The organism is Prevotella melaninogenica (genome assembly GCF_018128065.1).
GTDB lineage: Bacteria > Bacteroidota > Bacteroidia > Bacteroidales > Bacteroidaceae > Prevotella.
The window spans coordinates 80,602-103,602 of sequence record NZ_CP072359.1; the positions used below are offsets into that span (position 1 = coordinate 80,602).

Below are 23,001 nucleotides of genomic sequence, written 5' to 3' on the forward strand. Positions count from 1 at the left end.
CAACAAACCAAACGAAAAAAATCTAAATAAAAGACTATCAACACACACAAGCAATAGAAACAAATAAACATTCAGTTACTCAACAACAAACAGACAATAGTTTGAAAACTTAACATAGAACACGAAAACATTATAGAATCTTAGATGAGTTTTTTACTTATTTATTTGTTCAACTCACTGATTTTGTGTAAATTTGCCCTCACTTTAAATAATGCTAAGCACATGAGACAATTGAAAATCACAAAATCGATTACGAATCGAGAGAGTGCTTCTCTTGACAAGTATCTGCAGGAAATCGGTCACGAAGAAATGATTAGTATCGAGGAAGAAGTTGAACTTGCTCAAAAAATCAGGAATGGTGATCGAAAAGCTTTAGAACGTCTAACCAAAGCGAACCTGCGCTTCGTTGTCTCTGTTGCAAAGCAATATCAAAATCAGGGACTCTCCCTGCCCGACCTTATCAACGAAGGTAATCTTGGACTCATCAAGGCCGCAGAGAAGTTTGACGAAACCCGTGGCTTCAAGTTTATCTCATACGCTGTATGGTGGATAAGACAAAGCATCTTACAAGCCATAGCTGAACAAAGTAGAATCATTAGGCTACCACTAAATCAAGTTAGCTCTGTCAATAAAATCAATAAGGTTTTGAGCCAATTTGAACAAGAAAACGAACGTCGCCCAAGTGTTGATGAGATTGCACAAAATACTGACATTCCAGAAGAAAAGATTATTGATGCAATGAAAGTTAGTTCACGTCATGTTTCAGTAGACGCACCATTTTATGACGATGAGCAAAGTAGTTTGTTGGACGTCATTCCTAATGATAACACACCATCCACCGATAAAGAGTTGGTTGAGGAGAGTCTACGAGAAGAGATAGGAAGAGCCTTACAAATTCTGGAAGATAGAGAGAAGATGGTCATAGAGGCATACTTCGGAATAAATCAGCGTGAAATGACGTTGGAAGAGATTGGGAGTAAATACAATCTGACTCGCGAACGGGTAAGACAGATTAAAGAAAAAGCAATACGTCGCCTACGCCAACAAACCAATAGTAAGGTTTTGAAGGCTTATTTAGGACAATAACATTAACACTGTAAGATAAGAATTTAAGATGAAATTACGTCAGGTATTAATCATAGCAGTATTCCTGCTTGGATGGGTAAATAGTAGTAATGCAAAAGGATACAAGCCTGCAAAGGTATATATGTTTGGTTTTGCAGCCTCATTTAATGACTCAACGGTCTATATGACCAATATTCAGAAAGTGGATGCCTACCTTGCAAACGACCGTACAAAGTTCCTTGCTAATCGCGAGGACTACTCATACCAGCTCCGCTATTATCTTCAGAATAATGGTTTTGTAAGCTATCCAACCTGCGTTACGATGTATGCTGAGAACGAAAATAAGGCTATGAAGAAGTTCGCAGCTTTGAAGAATAAATACGAAAAGGGTAAGAAGAAATATAATGTAAAGTTTATCTCTGACGCAGAGTTCAGCTATAAGGCTATAACACCAGACAATTTTACTTCAAACGAAGAGACGCAAGTGAAAACAAAAAAAGTAAAGTCAAAGTAAGAAGACAGGCTAAAGATGGAAATACATAACTTCAGAATTGCTGACTTTGACACACAGATTATCTTCCGTGAGACAAATGTCAACGGAATGCACTTGTTAAGTTCATTTGAACCTTTCAGAATCAAAGAGGTTTCAAACAACCTGTTTTTCAGACTAACTATTGACGATACGCTTCGCCCTATTCCTAAGGAGAGAAGACAACGTATTCGTGCTTTTGATACAGGAAATGGTGATACTATCGTTGATCGTGTAGACGATGGCAGCTATCAATATATTATCAAAGATATCAATGGCGCAGACTGTTGTCTCTTACAGGGTAATAAAGACTTCTCCGATTGCCGATGTGCACTCAATGGCAACATGAATATGCGCACCTTTGGTCTGAATAACGCCCTAATGCTTATATTTGCCTTTGCAGGTGCACATAAGAAGACGTTACTTATTCACGCATCTCTTGTTCGCAACAATGGCTATGGCTATGCTTTCATTGCTAAGAGTGGAACAGGTAAGTCTACACAAGTCAGTATGTGGTTACGCTATATTCCAGGTAGTGATCTCATGAACGATGATAATCCTATCGTAAGAATCATCGATGGTGAAACATGGATATATGGTAGCCCATGGAGTGGTAAAACGCCATGCTATCGTAATGTTAAGGCTCGTTTGGGAGCCATCACACGAATTGACCGTGCAACAACGAACTCTGTTGAAAAGCCTAATCCTATTGCTGCTTTCGCCTCACTCCTACCCTCTTGCTCCAGCATGAAATGGGATTCGGATATTTATAATGGCGTCTGTGATACCATTACGAAGATTGTTGAAACTGGAAGAATATTCACGTTACACTGCTTACCAAACCAAGAAGCAGCAGAGGTCTGCTATGAAACTGTAACGAAAAGATAAGACTTATGTCAAAGACTATACTTACTACTTCTGAAATTCAGTTTGCTAATGCTGAGTTCTTGCCAGAAGTTGTCAAGATGTTGAATGAAGGTCATACTGTTACATTGCGCCTTCGAGGATATTCTATGCGTCCTTTTCTTGAGAACGACCGCGATAAGGCTTTGCTCGTAAAACCTTCAACCATTAAAGTTGGCGACCCTGTCTTAGCAGAGATAGCCCCACGACACTTTGTCTTACATCGTATTGACAGAATAGAAGGCGACAACATTACCTTACGAGGTGATGGCAACCTTGGCGTTGAATATTGCAAAAAAGAAAACATTGTTGGGGCAGTCATTGGCTTCTACCGCAAAGGACGGACAAAAATGGACTTGACTGATGGTCGGAAATGGAAACTGTATAGCTTCTTGTGGACTCGACTTCTCCCTATTCGAAGGTACTTATTAGGTGTTTACAGACGTATATGGATTCCTATCTTCGGTCCCATCTAATGTAACATAAATAATGATTATTATATAAACTATCAACAAGAATGAAAGTAAAGAATGGCTTTAACCTCCGTGAAGTATGCGGAGAACATATCATCGTTGCAGAAGGAGATGAGAATATCGACTTCAGCAATATCATATCTATGAACGAAAGTTCTGCATACTTGTGGGAAGAGGTGCAGAAGATGGTTTCCTTTACAGTAGACAATCTCGTAGAGTTAATCTGCGACCAATATGAAATCGATGCAGATACAGCTCGTAAGGATGCTACAACCCTTGCTGCGCAATGGGGTACTGCAGGTATCATTGAAGGCGATGATATACCAGAAGATAACTCTGTTACAGAAAAAGAAGTTATCACAGACGCATCAAGCAACATAGAAACAGAGACTATGCCCAAAGAAGAAAAGCCAAAGAAGAAATGTTTCTTTAAGCGTCTCTTTGGATAAAAGAAAGTTTAGAAAGAAGTTAAAGATAAAAACTCGGATACTGATTTACTTTAATCAGTGTCCGAGTTTTTACTTTATTGCTACTATTTCCAAAAGTTTAAGCAACATGCTTCCACCTTATAGGGACTCTTTTTAAGTGATTGATGAGCCTCAGAACAACGCTTATCAACAAGACATTGCTTAACATCTCATCAACACTTTGCATGGTGCATACCCTCAACACATCACGTGCTAAGCATCAACACATCACGTGCTAAGCATCAACACATCTGCAAAAGATAATAAAAAGACTTCTTTATAGCCATTATAATATATGGTAAAACACCAAGATTTATTGCTTGCAGGACATTTATAACCTCCTTACAGAAACCTCTTACAGATTCTCGATGAACCATTCAGCAACCTGCCTCAACAGATGATGGCGTGTATTACCACCATAAATACCATGATTACGATTGGTATAAAGGTTCTCCTTGAAGTCCTTATCAGCTTGTACTAATGCCTCAGAGTACTCAAAGGCATTCTGTGGATGAACATTATCATCTGCTAAACCATGACAAACTAAAAGTTTACCATGAAGTTTTTCCGCACGTTGAATCGGATTAATAGCATAACCGTCTGCATTCTCTTGTGGTGTACGCATATACCGTTCTGTATAAACAGAATCATAATAACGCCAATTTGTCGGCGGCGCAATTGCCACACCCGCCTTGAAAGCATTACGTCCTTCACTCATGCTCATCAATGTATTGAAGCCTCCGAAGCTCCAACCCCAGATACCAATACGTGAAGCATCAACATAACTCTGCTTACCCAGCCACAATGCAGCTTCAACTTGATCCTTTGACTCTAAGTCACCAAGCTTCAGATAAGTGCACTTCTCAAACTCAGCACCACGTGCACCAGTTCCACGCCCATCTACAGTAACAACGATATAACCCTTCTGTGTCAAGTAGTAATCAAACAGAGCACCGCTACCCATTGAGCCAACACTCCAGTTATCAACAACCTGCTGACTTCCTGGACCGCTATACTGATGCATAATAACAGGATACTTCTTGTTTGCATCAAAGTCTGCAGGCTTCACCATCCAGCCATGGAGTTTCACACCTTCAGAAGTTGTAAAGGTAAAGAACTCAACACCTGTGTTACCATATTTCGCTAACTTTACTTGCAATTCATCATTATTGAGAACCTCACGTATCTCCTTACCCTTATTGTCATAGATGGCAAAAACGTATGGATGGTTACTATCACTCCATGTATTGAGGAAATACTTGTAGTCACCTGAGAAAGAGGCAACATTCCAACCAGCACGAGCAGAAAGACAAGTCAACTTGCCTGATTTATCAGCGACATAAATCTCTCGCTGCATTGGTTTCTGTGCTGCTGCTTGGAAGTAAGTGTTACCGGTCTTTGCATCATATCCATAAATCTCTGTTACATCATAGTTTCCCTTATCAATCTGACGTAAAAGTTTACCATCTTTATTATATAAATAAAGGTGCATATAGCCATCACGATCTGAAGGTACAAGGATGTAATCTTTCATAATACTAATACCTTCCATTGCTTCTTCCTTCACATACTTAGGAACACTTTCCTTAATCAACAGTTTACAAGCACCTGTAAGAGGGTTAGCTGCATAGAGATGCAACTCGTCTTGATGTCGATTCATTGTATAGAGGATAATTCTGTTTGCATCAAAGGTTGACTTGATACGTGGAATGTAACCATCTGCAGCCAAAGGTAAATCATATTTACGCACAGCACCATCGGTCAAGCTATAAGACCACGCACTCACTTTCGAGTTTGCTTCACCTGCCTTTGGATACTTATAGTTGTAATCACCAGGATAGATATCAAACATCTCATATGTTGGGTGTGAACCTTTATAGAATTGCAGCGTATAAGTTTTTACCTCACTCTCATCATATTTAATCCAACTCAGCGTCTTACTATCTGCACTCCAAGCAAGTGCATTATTAAAACCAAACTCTTCTTCGTTCACCCAGTCAGGTAAACCATTGATAATCTTATTGAATTCACCATCAGTTGTAACCTGCTTTACATTCTCTCCATCAGTAATATAGATGTTATTCTGATGAACATAAGCAACCTGTTGACCGTCAGGAGAGAAAGTAGGAATCTGCTCTGCCTCCTCTTTTGACAGCTTCTTCAACTGCTTCGTCTTCACATCATAGAGATAGAAGTCGGCTGTGAACGAACGCCTATAGATACGCTTCGTATTCGTTTGCAAAAGTAGTCGACTGCCATCAGCAGAAATCTGATAATCATCAAATGACTTTAATTGCTCACCCTTAGCGTCAGCAAGGTCAAAGATAACCCCCGTAGAATAACCCGTCTTAAAAGAATACTTTACCACCTGACGACCATCAGATGATATTTGAGCATACTCTGAAGTTCCCTCCAAAGGATTAACTCCCGAGATACGCTTAGCAGCAAAAGTGCCATTCGTAATGTCTTTCAAAGAAATAGGTTCTCCTGCCATCAAATGAAATGCGGTTAGCATTGATACACAAAGAAATAATATACGTTTCATAAATTCAAGTTTTAACTGCACAAAAATATAAAATATTCTGTATATTTGCAAAGGAATGGAACAATATTATTGCGACTTCGGAAACTGGCTGCGTTCTCAGTTCCCTTATAAAGTACAGAAGATATCGGTTAATGCAGGCTTTACATGTCCTAACCGAGATGGAAGGATTGGGCATGGTGGTTGTATCTATTGTAATAACCAAACGTTCAACCCAGCCTACTGTGACAATGGGAAAAGTGTTACCCAACAGCTTGAAGACGGTAAACGTTTCTTCTCTGGAAAATACCCAGAGATGAAATATCTTGCTTACTTCCAAGCTTATACCAACACATACGGCACTAATGACCACATAAAAAAACTCTATGAAGAGGCACTTGCCGTGGAAGATGTTGTGGGACTTGTGATTGGAACTCGTCCTGACTGCATTAATGACGACCTCTTAGACTACTTTGAAGAACTCAACCGCCGCACCTTTCTCATCGTTGAATATGGTGTTGAAACCTGTAATGATGAGACGCTACGGCTCGTCAATCGTGGGCATGACTTTGCTTGTGCTCGCAAGGCTATTGAGGAGACTGCCCGACGTGGTATCCGTGTTGGTGCGCATATCATCCTTGGACTACCTGGTGAAGATGCCAAAGAGAGCCTAAGACAAGCGCCAATCATCTCTTCGCTTCCACTAACGACGCTGAAGATTCATCAGTTACAGATCATTCGTGGAACTCGTCTTGCAAAGATGTACGCTGAGAATCCCTTTCATCTTTATACAGTTGAAGAGTATATCAAGCTCATTGCAGCATACATCCGCCTTCTTCGCCCCGATCTTGTACTCGAACGTTTCGTCAGCCAGAGTCCTCCCGACCTCCTCATCGCTCCAAAATGGGGACTGAAGAACTATGAGTTTACCCACCTTCTTCACAACTATATGAAGGAGAATTTGAACAATAAGGCTCAACCAGACAAATGAATAAAGCTGTATCAATATCTGTTTTCACTGTAATCTATATTCTTGGAGTAAGTTTTGTACAGAACACCTTCAGGAATGGTCACGATGTGGGAACAGGTATACTATACCTTTATAGCACCTTGCTCTATGTTATTAGTTTTATAATTTCATTCTCAATATTCGGAGGAAACAAGAAACGAAAATACATCTTTTTAGCTACTTCCTCCTTATCTTTACTCTACTACATTTATCTTTGGATGCAACAATCGACTATGCCTTATGAAAGAATTTTCTACATTCTTTGGGGCATTAGCATCTATGTCAGTGAGTTTATCTACCTAAAACAGCAAAAGAGCTGAGCGTAGAAAAATTATTTTCCTACGTCCCCCCCTCTTCCTTTTCACAAAGTCAAAGACTGCCATTCTGTCCACAATAGATGCCACTTTGTCGCATACATAATATAGGCACAAGGTTTGAAATATAGCTTATAGAAATAAAATTAACAATAAGTTCCTAACCCTACTATCAAGAGAAACGAACTAAAGAAAGGAGATTATACGATGACATTTGAGAAATTTACAATCAAAGCACAAGAGGCTGTTCAAAGTGCGATAAACATTGCACAGCGTAACGGACAGCAGACTATTGAGCCATTGCACATACTCGCAGGTGTAATGGATAAAGGAAAGGACGTAACAAACTACGTCTTCCAGAAATTAGGCGTGAACACTGTGGCTGTAGAGAATGCTGTTCAGAATGAGATGGGACACCTGCCGAAAGTTTCAGGCGGTGAGCCTTACCTCTCTTCTGAAACGAATCAGGTGATGCAACGCACAATGGATATCTCACAGAAGATGGGCGACGAGTTCGTTAGTATCGAACCTATGTTACTTGCCCTACTTGCTGTAAACTCTACTGCAAGCCGTATTTTGAAAGATGCAGGATGTACTGAGAAAGAGATGACAGCTGCCATCAATGACCTTAGACAAGGACAGAAAGTGCAATCACAGAGTGGTGATGAGAATTATCAGTCACTGCAGAAATATGCACGTAACCTTATAGAGGATGCTCGTGCAGGAAAACTTGACCCAGTAATTGGTCGTGACGAGGAAATTCGTCGAGTACTTCAGATTTTGTCTCGCCGTACAAAAAACAACCCAATTCTCATTGGTGAGCCGGGTACAGGTAAGACTGCCATAGTTGAGGGATTAGCAGAAAGAATCGTCCGTGGTGACGTACCAGAGAATCTTAAGCATAAGCAGCTCTACTCATTGGATATGGGTGCTATGCTCGCTGGTGCAAAATATAAAGGTGAGTTCGAGGAGCGTTTGAAGAGCGTTATTAAAGAGGTAACGCAGGCTGATGGTAACATCATTCTCTTCATTGATGAGATTCACACACTGGTTGGTGCTGGTGGCGGTGAAGGTGCCATGGATGCTGCAAATATCCTTAAGCCAGCCTTAGCACGTGGCGAATTAAGAGCTATCGGTGCCACAACTCTGAACGAATATCAGAAATACTTTGAGAAAGACAAGGCATTGGAACGTCGTTTCCAAACAGTTATGGTGGATGAACCAGACGAGTTAGATGCTATCTCTATCCTTCGTGGATTGAAGGAAAGATATGAGAACCATCACAAAGTGCGTATTCAGGACGATGCTTGTATCGCAGCAGTTAAGCTGTCTGAACGTTATATTACCGACCGCTTCTTGCCTGACAAGGCAATCGACTTGATGGATGAGGCTGCTGCAAAACTACGTATGGAGCGTGATTCTGTACCAGAGGAGTTGGATGAAATCAGTCGTAGATTGAAACAACTTGAGATTGAGCGTGAGGCTATCAAGCGTGAAAACGATACAGAAAAGATTAAACAACTCGACAAAGAGATTGCCGAGCTCAAAGAGCAGGAACATGGCTTCCGTGCTAAGTGGGAAGGCGAGCGTGGACTGGTGAACAAGATTCAGCAGGACAAACAGGAGATTGAACAGCTTAAGTATGAGGCTGACCGTGCCGAGCGTGAGGGTAATTACGAGCGTGTTGCCGAGATTAGATACTCACGGCTAAAGCAATTAGAAGATGACATTAAGAACATCCAGCAGCAGTTGCAGGACACGCAAGGTGGTCAGGCAATGGTTCGTGAGGAGGTTACTGCAGACGATATCGCTGAAGTTGTAAGCCGTTGGACGGGTATTCCTGTTACACGAATGTTACAGAGCGAGAAAGATAAACTGCTCCACTTGGAGGATGAACTGCACAAGCGTGTCATCGGACAAGATGAAGCTATCACAGCTGTCGCAGATGCTGTTAGACGTTCACGTGCTGGTTTGCAAGATCCAAAGAAGCCTATTGCTTCGTTCATCTTCTTGGGTACAACGGGTACTGGTAAGACAGAATTGGCAAAGGCGCTGGCAGAATACCTCTTCAATGATGAGTCAATGATGACCCGAATTGATATGAGTGAATATCAAGAAAAGTTCAGTGTAACTCGACTCATCGGTGCGCCTCCAGGATACGTTGGTTATGATGAGGGTGGTCAGTTGACTGAGGCTGTACGCCGTAAGCCATACTCAGTTGTTCTCTTTGATGAGATTGAGAAGGCACATCCAGACGTATTCAACATCCTCTTACAGGTATTGGACGATGGACACCTAACAGACAACAAGGGACGAACAGTGAACTTCAAGAATACGATTATCATTATGACATCAAATCTTGGTTCACAATATATCCAGCAGGAGTTCGAGCATCTCAACGATACAAACCGTGAAGAGGTGATAGACAAAGCTAAACATACCGTAATGGATATGCTGAAGAAGACAATTCGTCCTGAGTTCCTCAACCGTATCGACGAGACTATCATGTTCTTGCCATTGACAAAAGAGCAGATTGGTGATGTCGTTCGCCTGCAGCTTGAGAGAGTTAAGGATATGTTAGAGCCACAGGGTATTGAACTTCAGTGGACCGACCCAGCCATCAATTATCTTTCAGATGTTGGCTACGACCCAGAGTTCGGTGCGCGTCCTGTCAAGCGTGCTATCCAACGTTACGTATTGAACGACCTCAGTAAGTCATTACTTGCAGGCACAGTCAATCGTGACAAGCCTGTCATCATCGACAGCTTCGGTGAGGGCTTAGTATTCAGAAATTAATATAAAAGGGAGTGTATCATTTGATACACTCCTTTTTTGTTTCATCCGACATTTCGAATGATACTACTGTACATTTTTATGACGTAAACCTCTGTTCTCCTTGAGGCTTCTTCGTAACCAACAAGTTTTCTTATCTTTAGTGATTTTACGTGTCATAACCGTCCGCACTATTGGTGTTCACCAACCGCACCATTGGTGCTGAGTATCCGCACGATGATATGACATGATAAAAAGGGCTATTGTGGCTCATCCACTATGGAGAAAAATGAGTCTTCAGGATTTTGGAGTGATAAAGTTTGCCACTTGTGTTTAAAGTTTGAAGTAATGTCACACGAAGGGACGGAGAGGACGGAGGATTATTAAAACAAAGCAATGGAAGTAACAGAGGCACCGTTGGTGCATAGAGCAACGGAGATTGTTTGCCAATTCTATTAGCAATTTATATACAAAACGTTTACCCCAAAATAGCTATCAAGAATATGTACGATACACCTCCGTCGCTCTTTGTGCCACTGGCACCTCCGTGACATTGCATTACCTCCGTCCCCTCCTTGACTCCGTGTGCCTATTATATAAGACTTTTAGTTTATCACTCCATATTTCGGAAGAACCGAAAAATAAGATGTATCATAACTGTACCCCTCTCTAAAATCCTTACTGTCAAGAACAAATCCGTTTTAGAATACGCCTTTCCAACATTCATTCCAATATCTCTGATTTTCTACAATGAAAGAAATCCTCAATATGAAAGTTCCTGTCACTCGTGTCACAAAAGAACAGCGTATAACCTACTGACTTATAGCACGTTTACATGAAGTGTTAAAAGTGACAGCAAAATAAAATAAAAAAACTACAGTTATATCGTTACATTTTTAAAAGAGCTAACAACTTTTTATTACTCAAAGAACAACATATAAACAGAATTATTAGACGTAACCAACTCTTACGTTAGTAAGATTAATATTTCTTCTCGCGTAAAAATAATTCTATTCATAAATTAAACATAGTGTATAGCACTAAGAGTCTTCTACACATAGTAAAAAGAAGCTGTAAATAGTAGAGAACGAATATAAAAAGCGTTGCTTTACACTTAACTATAAAGGTTCAAGATTGCATATTACATACTTCTTGCTATGTTTTAAAACATAGTTTATAAACAAACTATCTAAAACAAATCCTGCATGGACTAAAGCCTTTTGACTTTGCAGCACTCACAGAAAGGTCTTTTATACTGCCAGAGCATCTATTAAGACCACGACAATTTTGACTTGAATGATACTTTCTTGCCTTTGGACCCGTACAAATGTAAACCGTTCCAGACTGGATATCCGTATTTCTCTTTGTAGAAGCAGTCGTTCCTCCTATCGTAGAGAACAATGCAAGTGCTATAAACACTGATTTAATAAATTGCATTTTGGTATAAAGTAAGATTGTTGTAAAGAACTTAGTAAATTAGAAGTGAGAGTGAAAGGTAAAGACTCTACCTCTTTTGGATATACATTTACAAAATATAAAAAATAGGCAGTATACCTACGTAAAAACATGGTATACCGCCTAAAAAATATATTTCTAAGAAATTACTTCATTTCTTCCACTGCTGCTTGTGCCGCAGATAAATGTTGCTTAAAATAAAGCAGTTAGACGGCTTGTGTAAGTAAACCATGTTTTCTATTGTTTTTTATTATTTTATTCATCTTGTTTAGTTTGATTATGGTGCAATGGAACTGATACATTAAAATCGCTTATTTGGCTGTTTATTTTCGTTCTGACGGCTTTAAATGCAAAAGATAATACCTTTATCATAAAGAGATATTTAAAGGCTTAAAACGAATTAATTTAAACTTTAGTTTTATACTACAAGTTGAGTTCATCTTTTATTTCATCTATTTGAGATTTGCTCTCTTCTACAGAAGTTTCCAAATCACTTATTCGAGAACTGTTTTCTTCTACGGTTTGTTCTAACTCCTCCACTTTCACTTCTACTTCATCTAAGCGAGATGAAAGAGAACTTACCCAAAACAATAACGTAACAATCCCTATAAGCAAAATAATTATAAACCCTTCTGCAAGTCCTAATCGCTTTTTATCGTTATCAGACATGACTATATTTCATCAGATGGATTAACAAAGTTTACTGGTCCATAGCTCAAAGTTGTCCAGTATTTCATTTTTCCGCCCCTTGTTTCACCTTTTAAAGTTTTTATATTTATAAAACCATCTTCTCTATTATTGGGAGAATGGCCAAAAATGTAATATTTAAAACCATCTTCATCTGTACCACTCCACCTGAAATCGTATTTCTCCGAGAAAACTGTATATAGTCTATCTCTCTGCTGTTTAGCGTATTCAGCAGAACTTAAATTAAAACTACGTAAAAAGGATATATAATACAAATACGTTGCATTGCCTTCCACTTGAAACTCAAAATTCACATAATCAAATTGCTCGCCTGCGAACGAGATATCATAATACGTTAACATGGTTGGGGAATTTTGATAGCTATCTTTTCCTCCATTGAAACGTTGATCAAGTATAGTTTTACATGCGCTGTAGCGACTTCCGAACGTAACGCCCGCAACGGATGGCAACCCCTGTGCCCTACCAAGGCTTACAAAAGCTAACATTAAGATAATCGTAGAAAAAAATCTTTTCATTTGTCTGTAAGTTTAATAGTTTATACTTTTGATCTTGGTTTACCTCAAGTCACCTTGATTACTTCAACGACATACACATCAACACACGATAGACGCCATATACGTCCTTCAGTCTGACTTCAAAAGGAACGTATTTCGAATTGATTGATTTGCAGGTTACGGTGTCTGGATGGTCTGATGGAAAAAGCTGTTTGATGACAGAGCCATTGCAAGTGTCTAATACATAGACACGTCCCCACTCAATGAACGCACGCTCGTTGATGCGTTTTGCAACGGCAATAGAGCCGTTGGGATATTCAGGTTCCATGCTGTCCCCTGTTATTGGAATCGCACAGTCAGCTCCTTTGATAGGAGAAACTATCTTCTCGCAGTCGTCAAACTTCACAGAAGCAACAAAATCATTCAGAGAACCTCCCTGAGCAGAGATTGGAAGCAGCGGAATGAGATGCACATCAGAGTCTGGTGCGAGTTGAGAAACTTCCATAGATGAATCATGAGCGGTAGAGTTCAGCATTTCACCTTCTCCTGTTAAAAGCCAAGTTCTATTAAGATCAGTATAGAACTTCAATATATTTTCTATATTCCTATCAGATAAGTCTCTGTTTTCTTTACGAGATTTACCTAAGGTGCCAATAGAAAGACCGAGGCTATTCGTAACCTTATTATCGTTTAACCCCTTGTACTTCATGTATTTATCAAACCTTTCGATTTTCCTTTCCATAACGCATAATGTTTATAAAAGTTAAAATATAGAAGAAAGTTCTACAAATACTTGCTTTATATTGAAGAAACTTCTATCTTTGCACTGTAATAGTTTAGAAAACTAAACGCTATTATAGCGTTACTTAATAGTAAGTGTGCAAATGTAATCATAAAAATCGAAATGGCAAATAGAAAACCCATTAAATTGAAGAAAGGATGCAAAAAAAGGCTTGCTGAAATCCTTAGAGTAAGTGAGCTTACAGTGTACAACGCTATGCATTGGAAGTGTGACTCTGACGTACAGAACTTAGTACGCCAAAAAGCAAAAGAATTAGGTTTCATTAAGCAGTTCTGACGTATGCAGTCAATGCAATTAATTTATAACAACAAAGAATATGGCAAGAAAAAGTAGTCTAACAGCTGAAATAAGGCAGTTGAAAATTGGATATTCAGCAATCTTCCCTATCGAGAGACTTGCAACAGTACAAAGCTCCGCAAGCCGCGAGGGACTAATCAGCGGCAAAGTGTACACCACAGAGACCGACCGCGAGAACCGGACCATAACCGTAACGAGAAAAAAGTGAGGTATGCAGTCAATTCAAGTATTCAACAACCCCGCTTTTGGTAACATCCGTGTTGCTGGAACAGAAGAAAATCCGCAGTTCTGTCTTACAGATGTATGCAAGGCATTGAAGTTATCGGCAAAGGGTGTTAATCAGCGACTTGGAGATGAGGTAATTTCAAATTACCCCATAACAGACAAACTTGGAAGAGAACAGCAAGCCTTGTTCGTAAACGAAGATGGCTTATATGATGTCATTCTTGACAGTCGCAAGACAGAAGCAAGACAATTCCGTAAGTGGATAACAAGTGAGGTTCTGCCAACTATCCGCAAGCATGGGGCGTACATGACGGAGGGTGCGCTACAGAAAGCTATTCAAAACCCAGACTTTCTTATTCAGTTAGCAACAGAGCTTAAGAATGAAAAGCAGAAGCGATTAGTAGCGGAAAAGAAAATCCAAGAAACTCGTCCACAGGTTATCTTTGCTGATGCTGTTACAGCAAGTTCTGACTCTATTTTAGTAGGAGAGCTTGCAAAGCTCATCAAGCAGAACGGAGTGGATACAGGACAGCGCAGACTGTTCAAGTGGCTTCGTAGTAATGGGTACTTGTGCAAGAAGACAGGAGAATGTTTCAACGAGCCTACTCAATACTCAATGGAATTGGGTTTGTTTGAAATTAAAAAGACAGTCATTCAGAAGCCAGACGGCTCTGCTATCATTAACAAGACGGTAAAAGTTACTGGTAAGGGGCAGGTTTATTTTGTGAATAAGTTTCTAAACGGAATAGACAATGCCTAATCAATGTAAAAGTTGCACCGATGCTTATAACAGCATCAACGGACGATACTGTAAGCTGTATAAGGCGTATGTCGAGTACGCAAATTTACCAATCTGTATAAACAAGAAAATATGAACAAATCAATCTACCTTAACTGGCGTTTTCACGTTCTATTCCTATTAGCAATGGTTACTATCTTCTTGCTGTTTTCTGACAGCGAGGATATTACAATATTCTTTGTTAGTAAGTTGATAGGTGCAATCCTTGGTTACATTTCTTTCCAATTATTTAAACATTGGAATAAAAATGAAAAACTCAATGGCATTATGGAGTTCATTGAGGAAGAAGATTAAGAAAGTTATTACGTCATAACGTACGTCATGCGCTCTTTCTGCGCTGTGCATTTGGTTAACAACTGGGTGTATGGATTGTGGAAATAAAGAGTTTTGCTACCTATAGTTTGGTTAATAGCTGGGCGTAGGCGGGCATCAGCAGATAAGGCAAACGTAAACGAAGTAAACAACACTTAAAAGATAAACTATGATGCAAATAGTATTCTCTGACAAGGTCGTTACCTACGATACATTTATGAATGACCTTGCAGCTCGTATAACATCATTTCTGCAGAATGATAAAAACGAGCCTGAGATGATAAGCCAACGACAAGCTTATAAAATATTCGGTCGTGGTAATGTTGATAGGTGGCGTAAAAATGGATTGATTAATCCATGTGTGCGCCCTGGGAAAAGAGAGTACTCTACACGTAGATTGAGAGAACTCCAACGAACAGAACAGGACTATTTATAGAAACAAATAAATTCAACTATGAAACAAGAAATTGAAAAGTTTAGAAAAGAGACGGGTGTTAATCTCGTTGTTGAAAATGGTAAGCCGTTTTACAGTGGCTCTCTTGACCTACGTGGCACAGGCGTTACAGCACTACCCGACAATCTAACGGTAGGTGGATATCTTTACCTACGTGGCACAGGCGTTACAGCACTACCCGACAATCTGACGGTAGGTGGCTCTCTTGACCTACGTGGCACAGGCGTTACAGCACTACCCGACAATCTGACGGTAGGTGGCTCTCTTGACCTACGTGGCACAGGCGTTACAGCACTACCCGACAATCTAACGGTAGGTGGCTCTCTTGACCTAAGCGGCACAGGCGTTACAGCACTACCCGACAATCTAACGGTGGGTGGATATCTTTACCTACGTGGCACAGGCGTTACAGCACTACCCGACAATCTAACGGTGGGTGGCTCTCTTGACCTTGAAAACTGCACAGGCGTTACAGCACTACCCGACAACCTGACGGTGGGTGGCTATCTTGACCTAAGCGGCACAGGCGTTACAGCACTACCCGACAATCTGACGGTAGGTGGCTCTCTTGACCTAAGCGGCACAGGCGTTACAGCACTACCCGACAATCTGACGGTAGGTGGATATCTTGACCTAAGCGGCACAGGCGTTACAGCACTACCCGACAATCTAACGGTAGGTGGATATCTTGACCTAAGCGGCACAGGCGTTACAGCACTACCCGACAACCTGACGGTGGGTGGCTATCTTGACCTACGTGGCACAGGCGTTACAGCACTACCCGACAACCTGACGGTGGGTGGCTATCTTTACCTACGTGGCACAGGCGTTACAGCACTACCCGACAACCTGACGGTGGGTGGCTATCTTGACCTTGAAGACTGTACAGGCATTACAGATGAAATAAAAGTAAATAAGAATCTTTCTTCTAAAGCAATAGCTGCAATAAACAGAGTTTCAAATATACCTATCTTCTGGAAATGGAATGACAGAAGCTATATCAAGGTTGATGATATGTTTACAGCTATTGACTCACATCACGGGAATGTATATCGTGTTCATAAACTCAATAGTAGAGAACAGCTCTATCTTGTAACAGATGGAGAAAACCACTGGGCGCACGGCAGTACACTCCAAGATGCACGTGCAGACCTTATCTTCAAAATTAACGACCGAGACACCTCGGTGTACAAGAATATGTCTTTAGATGACACACTTACCTTTGAAGAGGCTATTGCTGCATATAGGACTATCACAGGGGCGTGTGCAGCTGGTACAAGAGACTACATAGAGAACAGACTTCCAAAACCACATAAAGAGAAGTATACCGTGCAGGAAATGATTACTCTTACAGAAAATGAATACGGAGGAAAGAAGTTTTCCGAATTCTTCAAAAATAAATATATGAAACAAATTAAAATTAAGGAAATCACTCTCCGTAACTGGAGGGGAGAAAAAGAGAGAACCACAAGGTTTAACCTTGACACTCCTACAAGTATTTGCGGAGATAATGGGCTTGGAAAATCTCGACACTTCGATGCTTTCTGTTGGCTGCTCTTTGGCAAGGATTCTCAAGACAGAAAGGATTTTGAACTCCGCTCTTATGACGAGCAGCACAATGTTCTTCATCGTTGCGAGTGCTCTGTAGAGGCTATTTTGATTGTTGATGGAGAGGAATTAACACTCAAGCGTGAATACAAAGAACAGTGGGTTAAGCCACGTGGGCAAGTAGAAGAGGTGTTCTCAGGTAATGTCACTGAATGCATCTGGAATGGTGTGCCTATTAAGGTAAGCGAGTTTAAAACACGTGTATCTGAAAACATCATCGACGAGACGGTATTCAAGATGATTACTAATCCTCGCTATTTCACAGAGAAGATGAAATGGCAGCTTCAGCGTGAACAGTTGTTGCAGATAGCTGGTGTAAAGTCAGACGAGGAAATAGCTACTGACAACGAGGAGTTTAAGAAGCTACTCGATGAACTCAAAGGAAAGAGTTTGTCAGACTTCCGTAAAGAAATATCGTCTACAAAAAAACGCTTGAAGACCGAGTTATCAGAAATACAACCTCGCATCGACCAGACACAAAAGATGATGCCAGAAGTTGAGGATTGGAATGCTTTGCAATCAGAGATTGATAAGGAAGAGAAAGAGATTGCTGCACTCACGGAACAGGTTACAAACATCGAGAAGCGAAATGAGGCTGAACTGGAGAAAGACAAACAGACAGCAAAAGAGATTCACGACTTGGAGATGCAGCGCATACAGTTGGAACAAGACGAGCTTAGCCGTATGCGAAAGGAGGCTGACACTGCAAATGAAGAGCGTAGACAGATAGAGCGAAAGATTAAGGAGGCTCACGAACGTCTAACACAAGTGTCTATTGAACGCAAGCAGGCAGAAACACGTCGTACGCATCTTAAACAGCAGGTAACTAACATAGAAGTTAAATTAAACAGCCTGCGTGAGAAGTGGAGAGCAATCAATGCTTCAGAATATAATGGTTCAGACATTTGTTCTTGTTGCGGTCAGCGTCTTCCTGAAAATAAGATTGCGGAGGCTCACAACATCTTTGCTCAGAACAAAGCAGAACAGCTTCGTGCAAACAACGAAGAAGGTAAGTCGCTTGCTGCACAACGTAATCTATTAACAGAAGAGTTGTCTACTATTGAAGCTGATGAGAAGTTTGCTGAAACTATTAATAGTATAGAGCAGAATATATCAGAGCTATATCAGCAGCTTGACCGTCATCCTCTTGTACAGGCTCCTACCTCATTAGAAGTCCCAACAAATGAAATGAAAAACCTTGATTTAAAGGTAAAAGAGTTGAGAGACCTTTTGGATAAAGCCGAAGCAGGAGATAACCCTGTTGTTCAAATAGAGAAAGAGCGAGATGCGTTATATGATTCTCTTACGAAACTTAAAACACGTATGAGTCATCGTTCTACCATCGATAAGGCTATGAATGAAATTGCAGCCCTTGAAAACAGAGGACGTGAGTTAGCACAGCAGGTTGCGGAACTTGAGAAAAGAGAGTACACAGCTGTTAGTTTCATTAAGAAGAGAATAGAAGACTGCGAACAGCGCATTAATGCTATGTTTAAGTCTGTCAGATTTCAGTTATTTGATTATACGCAAGAAGGAAACGAGTTTGAAGTTTGCATTCCAATTGTGAATGGAACTCCCTACGGTGTTACTAACACTGCTGGACAAGTAAACGCAGGTCTTGATATAATCAACACCTTATGTCAGTTCTACAATATATATGCGCCTGTTTTCATCGATGGTGCAGAGAGTGTAAATCACTATATGGGCATTCAGTCTCAAATGATATTATTACAGGTAACACAAGACAAACAATTAGTAATCAAATAAAAAAATTATGAGTGAAATTCAGAAAGTAGCTGCAACGCAGCAAGTAGCACCTGCGCAGCAGGCAAGCATCGTTGACAAAATGGTTGCAACAATCAAGGGTATTGACGGAAACGATGTAAAAATCAACAAGCGTATCCTTATGGATACTATATGCAAAGGCATGAAAGTGTCCGATAGTGATATGGCGCAATTCATTACGCTTTGCCAAGTTAACCAGCTAAACCCTTTCTTACGTGAGGCTTACCTTGTCAAGTATGGCGATGCTCCTTCACAGATGATTGTATCAAAGGAAGCATTTATGAAACGTGCCGATCGCTGTGCTGACTTTGAGGGAATAGAGTCTGGTGTAATCGTTGTAAACAAAGAGGGTGTAGTTCAGAACCTCGTTGGTACTTTCTTTCCACAGGACTTAACACTTGTCGGAGGATGGTGTGATGTTTACCGCAAGAACCGTCGTCCATACAGACAGACAGTATCTCTGCATGAGTACGATAAAAAACAATCAACATGGAAGCAGATGCCAGCAACCATGATTCGCAAGGTTGCAGAGGTGCAAGCTTTGAGAGAAGCTTTCCCTAATACGCTCTCAGGACTATATGTACAAGACGAAATGCAGGAAGCTGATGCTGTAGAGATTGTAGAGCACGAAAAAGCAACCCATGCTAACAAAGAATCAATTGCTTTCGGAGAGCCAGAGCCAAAAGTTGATAAAGACACTGGCGAAATAACTTCTGCATCTTCTCTTCCCTCTGAGAAAGCTCCTGCCTACTAAGTTATGAAACTGTACATTTTAGGTTCATCTTCCAAAGGTAACTGCTACCTCCTCCAGTCTGAAAAGACTGGGGAGGTCCTAATACTTGAAGCTGGCATTAAGCTACAGGAGGTAAAGAAAGCATTAAACTTTAACATATCCTCTATTGTTGGGTGTTGCATCACTCATGAACACGGAGATCATGCAAAGTATGTTTTGCAATACCTCGAAGCAAGAATACCTGTAAGAATGTCAGAAGGAACGATGCACAAAACGATTCCAAGTGATTATGCCAGTTTCTCACCTTTAATGTGTGAGGCAGGCTCTCGATTCAGCTTAGGCGGATTTGACATTATACCTTTTGATGTACAACATGATGCAGAAGAACCTTTTGGCTATCTTATCAGACACGAGGAATGTGGGACTGTCTTATTTGCAACAGATACATATTATCTTAAATACAAGTTCCCTGGCCTAAACAATGTACTGATAGAATGTAACTATAGTTTGGATATTCTTAACCATAACACAGATACAGGACACATCTCCCCAGTACGTCGTGAACGCACCATCAAATCACACATGAGTTATAACACGTGTTTAGATACTTTGCAAGCTAACGATCTATCACAAGTGAATAACATTATTCTTATTCATCTTTCTGATGCTAATAGCAATGAGTCTGAATTTGTGACAGGGATAAAGGCTGCAACTGGTAAGAATGTAATTGCTGCACATAAAGGAATGGAAATAGAATTCAACAAAACACCATATTAATAATTAAGAACAATGACAAAGAACGAAATTATTTCAGAGGTGGTTTCAACAACTAACCTTACACGCTCGCAAGTTATAAAAGCTTATGATGCTATTTTTAAGTCTATTAAGAAGTCTCTCATTAATGGTGAGAGTGTTTCTCTTCGTAGTTTTGCAACTATTAAGGTGGTTAAAACAAAGGAAAGGATGTCTTACCTACGTGGTAAGCAGGTTCCTATTCCAGCTGTTAACACTGCAAGGCTTAAAATTGCTGTAGAATTAAAGAAACAAATGAATAAGGTGTAAATTTTATATGACACTTGAAGAATTAGTAGCTGCGCAAGTAGCTACAAAGCGTAAGCGTCCTTCTGATGAGGAACACCGCATACAATGTTCTTGTGTGCGGTGGTTCAACCTCAAACACCAAAGCTTAAAAGGTAGATTGTTTTCTATACCAAATGGTGGGAAGCGTGATGCACGTACTGCTGCTAAGCTAAAAGAAGAAGGTGTTGTCGCTGGAGTTGCTGATTTAATACTCCTTGCTCCTAATCGTTTCTATGGTGCATTACTTATTGAAATGAAGACTGCTTCAGGAAGACAAAGTGCTTCGCAAAAGGAATGGGAGCGAATCGTAACAGATAAAGGAGAATATAAATACGTGGTTTGTCACTCACTTGAAGACTTTATTAATGAAGTCGATAACTACTTAAAGTATTATTTATAATATGGGGCGTGCTATAAAACAAGGTCTTGAATATTTCCCTTTCGATATTGATTTCTTTCAAGACATCAAGATAAGAAAGTTAATTCGCTATCAAGGTGGTAAGGCTATAACGGTGTACACTCTCCTACTCTGTATCATCTACCGCGATGGGTATTACACAAAGTGGGATGAAGAGCTGCCATTTATTATCTCAGAGTTGTCTGGTTACGATGAGCAGTATATACAAGAGGTTATTAATTGCTGCCTGACTGTTGGACTATTCAATAAAACTCTTTTTGAAACCAATAGTATTCTTACCTCCAAAGGCATTCAAGAAAGGTATATGAATATTAATAGAACTTGTAAGCGTGGTGCCAGTGTCAGTGAGTTTAGTTGCCTTGAGAAAGATACAGAAGGAGTAACAACTCATATAAACAAAGTAAACATCATTAACAAGGAGCCTGCCTTAGAAGCACTCACTCTTGACGATGAGATAAACGAATTAAAGTCTGCTGAGGTTTGGATTGATAATCTACAAGCACTGCATCACATGACAGCAGAAGAAATAAGAGCAAAGCTTGATGAATTCAAATTACAATGTATCGCTGATGGGAAAATGAAACATGAAGATCTCTCTGATGCAAAAAAACATTTTAATAATTGGTTAAGAATAGTAAGCAATGATAAAGATAGAGCCAACAGTAAAGCTGGACGTAGAGGAAATATACTCAAAGCTGATGCAAAGAAAACGTATTCCGAGACGTTTTAGACTTCCTTACACAGCTAAACAAGTTTATACAATGTTATATGCATCATGTAGAGTTGAGGTTACTACACGTATGAGGACGTTCAATGCAACTGATGAATACAAACAGCATATATGGGATATCTCACAATGGCTGGTGTCAAACGACAGCAAATTTGGCTTATTCTTGTCTGGCAACAAAGGTAATGGAAAAACAACCATGGTGTATGCGCTTAAATCTTTATATGCTTATGTTCACTCTGATAGTACATATACACCTGAAAGCAAAATGCACGAACTACCTTACACGGGCTTTAGAATAGTCACAGCAAAAGAGTTAGTGTTACTTGCAAAGGCGTATAATAACCCTACAAAGGAAAATATTCAAGCTGTGGGAGAATACAAGTTCTTGCGAAATGTAGAAGTATTATGTATTGATGACCTTGGAGCAGAACCACGTGAGAGTATGAACTACGGAGATATTATCACTGCTGTTACAGATATTATGATGTATAGATATCAAGAGCAGTTCTGCACAATCTCAACATCAAACCTCTCTGCTAACGAAATCTCAGGTTATTATGACGAACGCTTTGCAGATAGATTAAGAGAAATGGCACATATTATAAACTTTGGAAACGAAAAATCCTTTAGAAACTAAAAACTTATGAACAACGAAATTAAAAATGATTACGCCTACTGTTCTGGTGTAGCTTGTAAACTCCGTAACCAATGCAAGAGATACTTGCCCGATCCTCCTGATACAATGCTGTGGTGGGTGCCTGTTGAATACAAAGAGAATACTAACACGTGTATTCATTTTGAACGTAAATATACGAAGTTGGCAAGGAGTATTTAAGGAACTAAAAATAGAAAAGTAATATGAATAGTCGTGAGTTTTTTAGCAAGGTTGCTTTGATGCGGCAACTTCAACAAGAGTACTTTAAGACACGAAGAAAATCTGTGCTTAATGAGTGTAAAACAGTTGAGAGAGAAGTTGATGCTGAGATAAAGCGTGTAAACGCTATTATCGGAAATCAACCAAAGGAACAAGAATTATTTAGATAAATAG

23 protein-coding genes are annotated in these 23,001 nt (G+C 40.0%); 19 read left to right on the forward strand and 4 right to left on the reverse strand.

The window, feature by feature from the left end:
• Nucleotides 1-222: 222 nt before the first annotated feature.
• From J5A56_RS00430 to J5A56_RS00450, 5 genes are read left to right on the forward strand one after another with little or no spacing between them, the layout of a single operon-like run.
• Nucleotides 223-1,086: a sigma-70 family RNA polymerase sigma factor gene (locus tag J5A56_RS00430; protein ID WP_036919919.1), complete on the forward strand. Its 864-nt coding sequence runs from the start codon at nucleotides 223-225 to the stop codon at nucleotides 1,084-1,086.
• Nucleotides 1,087-1,114: 28 nt separating this feature from the next.
• On the forward strand, nucleotides 1,115-1,579 hold the full coding sequence (locus J5A56_RS00435) for a hypothetical protein (RefSeq protein WP_021672003.1): 465 nt from the start codon (nucleotides 1,115-1,117) through the stop codon (nucleotides 1,577-1,579).
• Between the two features lie 15 nt (nucleotides 1,580-1,594).
• Nucleotides 1,595-2,482, forward strand: a complete 888-nt coding sequence (locus tag J5A56_RS00440) for a hypothetical protein (protein ID WP_021672002.1) — start codon at nucleotides 1,595-1,597, stop codon at nucleotides 2,480-2,482.
• A 5-nt stretch (nucleotides 2,483-2,487) separates the two neighbouring features.
• Entirely contained in the window at nucleotides 2,488-2,973 is a 486-nt protein-coding gene (locus J5A56_RS00445) for a S24/S26 family peptidase (RefSeq protein ID WP_021672001.1), read from the forward strand.
• A gap of 41 nt (nucleotides 2,974-3,014) precedes the next feature.
• A complete protein-coding gene (locus J5A56_RS00450) occupies nucleotides 3,015-3,419 on the forward strand; it encodes a PqqD family protein (RefSeq protein WP_021672000.1) in 405 nt (134 codons plus the stop codon).
• Nucleotides 3,420-3,792: 373 nt separating this feature from the next.
• Here the strand turns inward: J5A56_RS00450 and J5A56_RS00455 are convergent, their stop codons facing one another.
• The gene (locus J5A56_RS00455; RefSeq protein ID WP_036919925.1) at nucleotides 3,793-5,982 is read right to left on the reverse strand and encodes a S9 family peptidase; all 2,190 of its coding nucleotides are present in this window, start codon (nucleotides 5,980-5,982) and stop codon (nucleotides 3,793-3,795) included.
• 55 nt (nucleotides 5,983-6,037) lie between these two features.
• On the opposite strand from J5A56_RS00455, the gene J5A56_RS00460 reads away from it, so the two are divergent.
• Nucleotides 6,038-6,949, forward strand: a complete 912-nt coding sequence (locus J5A56_RS00460; protein WP_021671997.1) for a TIGR01212 family radical SAM protein — start codon at nucleotides 6,038-6,040, stop codon at nucleotides 6,947-6,949.
• Nucleotides 6,950-7,488: 539 nt separating this feature from the next.
• Nucleotides 7,489-10,077 (forward strand): ATP-dependent chaperone ClpB, encoded by a 2,589-nt coding sequence (gene clpB, locus J5A56_RS00465; protein ID WP_021671995.1) that lies wholly within the window; start codon nucleotides 7,489-7,491, stop codon nucleotides 10,075-10,077.
• A gap of 1,854 nt (nucleotides 10,078-11,931) precedes the next feature.
• Here clpB and J5A56_RS00470 read toward each other — a convergent pair.
• Genes J5A56_RS00470 through J5A56_RS00480 form a run of 3 tightly spaced genes read right to left on the reverse strand, consistent with a single transcriptional unit; the run spans nucleotide 11,932 to nucleotide 13,452 of the window.
• The gene (locus J5A56_RS00470) at nucleotides 11,932-12,177 is read right to left on the reverse strand and encodes a hypothetical protein (RefSeq protein WP_021671993.1); all 246 of its coding nucleotides are present in this window, start codon (nucleotides 12,175-12,177) and stop codon (nucleotides 11,932-11,934) included.
• A gap of 2 nt (nucleotides 12,178-12,179) precedes the next feature.
• Nucleotides 12,180-12,731 carry a hypothetical protein gene (locus J5A56_RS00475; protein ID WP_021671992.1) on the reverse strand — a complete coding sequence of 184 codons (552 nt, stop codon included), beginning with the start codon at nucleotides 12,729-12,731 and terminating at the stop codon, nucleotides 12,180-12,182.
• Between the two features lie 58 nt (nucleotides 12,732-12,789).
• Entirely contained in the window at nucleotides 12,790-13,452 is a 663-nt protein-coding gene (locus J5A56_RS00480; protein ID WP_021671991.1) for a S24 family peptidase, read from the reverse strand.
• Nucleotides 13,453-14,020: 568 nt separating this feature from the next.
• Here J5A56_RS00480 and J5A56_RS00485 point away from each other — a divergent pair.
• From J5A56_RS00485 to J5A56_RS00540, 12 genes are all read left to right on the forward strand, one after another.
• On the forward strand, nucleotides 14,021-14,794 hold the full coding sequence (locus J5A56_RS00485) for a phage antirepressor (RefSeq protein WP_021671990.1): 774 nt from the start codon (nucleotides 14,021-14,023) through the stop codon (nucleotides 14,792-14,794).
• A gap of 111 nt (nucleotides 14,795-14,905) precedes the next feature.
• Nucleotides 14,906-15,127: a hypothetical protein gene (locus tag J5A56_RS00490; protein WP_021671989.1), complete on the forward strand. Its 222-nt coding sequence runs from the start codon at nucleotides 14,906-14,908 to the stop codon at nucleotides 15,125-15,127.
• 187 nt (nucleotides 15,128-15,314) lie between these two features.
• A complete protein-coding gene (locus J5A56_RS00495; protein ID WP_021671988.1) occupies nucleotides 15,315-15,581 on the forward strand; it encodes a hypothetical protein in 267 nt (88 codons plus the stop codon).
• 18 nt (nucleotides 15,582-15,599) lie between these two features.
• A complete protein-coding gene (locus J5A56_RS00500) occupies nucleotides 15,600-18,974 on the forward strand; it encodes an AAA family ATPase (protein ID WP_211815450.1) in 3,375 nt (1,124 codons plus the stop codon).
• Between the two features lie 7 nt (nucleotides 18,975-18,981).
• Nucleotides 18,982-19,746 carry a phage recombination protein Bet gene (gene bet / locus J5A56_RS00505; RefSeq protein WP_021671358.1) on the forward strand — a complete coding sequence of 255 codons (765 nt, stop codon included), beginning with the start codon at nucleotides 18,982-18,984 and terminating at the stop codon, nucleotides 19,744-19,746.
• A 3-nt stretch (nucleotides 19,747-19,749) separates the two neighbouring features.
• Nucleotides 19,750-20,502 carry an MBL fold metallo-hydrolase gene (locus J5A56_RS00510; protein ID WP_021671359.1) on the forward strand — a complete coding sequence of 251 codons (753 nt, stop codon included), beginning with the start codon at nucleotides 19,750-19,752 and terminating at the stop codon, nucleotides 20,500-20,502.
• Nucleotides 20,503-20,514: 12 nt separating this feature from the next.
• Nucleotides 20,515-20,787: an HU family DNA-binding protein gene (locus tag J5A56_RS00515; RefSeq protein ID WP_021671360.1), complete on the forward strand. Its 273-nt coding sequence runs from the start codon at nucleotides 20,515-20,517 to the stop codon at nucleotides 20,785-20,787.
• A gap of 7 nt (nucleotides 20,788-20,794) precedes the next feature.
• On the forward strand, nucleotides 20,795-21,205 hold the full coding sequence (locus tag J5A56_RS00520) for a VRR-NUC domain-containing protein (RefSeq protein WP_021671361.1): 411 nt from the start codon (nucleotides 20,795-20,797) through the stop codon (nucleotides 21,203-21,205).
• A 1-nt stretch (nucleotide 21,206) separates the two neighbouring features.
• Entirely contained in the window at nucleotides 21,207-21,953 is a 747-nt protein-coding gene (locus tag J5A56_RS00525; protein ID WP_021671362.1) for a DUF4373 domain-containing protein, read from the forward strand.
• Between the two features lie 70 nt (nucleotides 21,954-22,023).
• Entirely contained in the window at nucleotides 22,024-22,590 is a 567-nt protein-coding gene (locus tag J5A56_RS00530; protein WP_021671363.1) for an ATP-binding protein, read from the forward strand.
• A 6-nt stretch (nucleotides 22,591-22,596) separates the two neighbouring features.
• Nucleotides 22,597-22,788, forward strand: coding sequence for a hypothetical protein (locus J5A56_RS00535; protein ID WP_021671364.1), 192 nt, complete (start codon nucleotides 22,597-22,599; stop codon nucleotides 22,786-22,788).
• 23 nt (nucleotides 22,789-22,811) lie between these two features.
• Nucleotides 22,812-22,997 carry a hypothetical protein gene (locus tag J5A56_RS00540; RefSeq protein ID WP_021671365.1) on the forward strand — a complete coding sequence of 62 codons (186 nt, stop codon included), beginning with the start codon at nucleotides 22,812-22,814 and terminating at the stop codon, nucleotides 22,995-22,997.
• The last annotated feature ends 4 nt before the right edge of the window (nucleotides 22,998-23,001 follow it).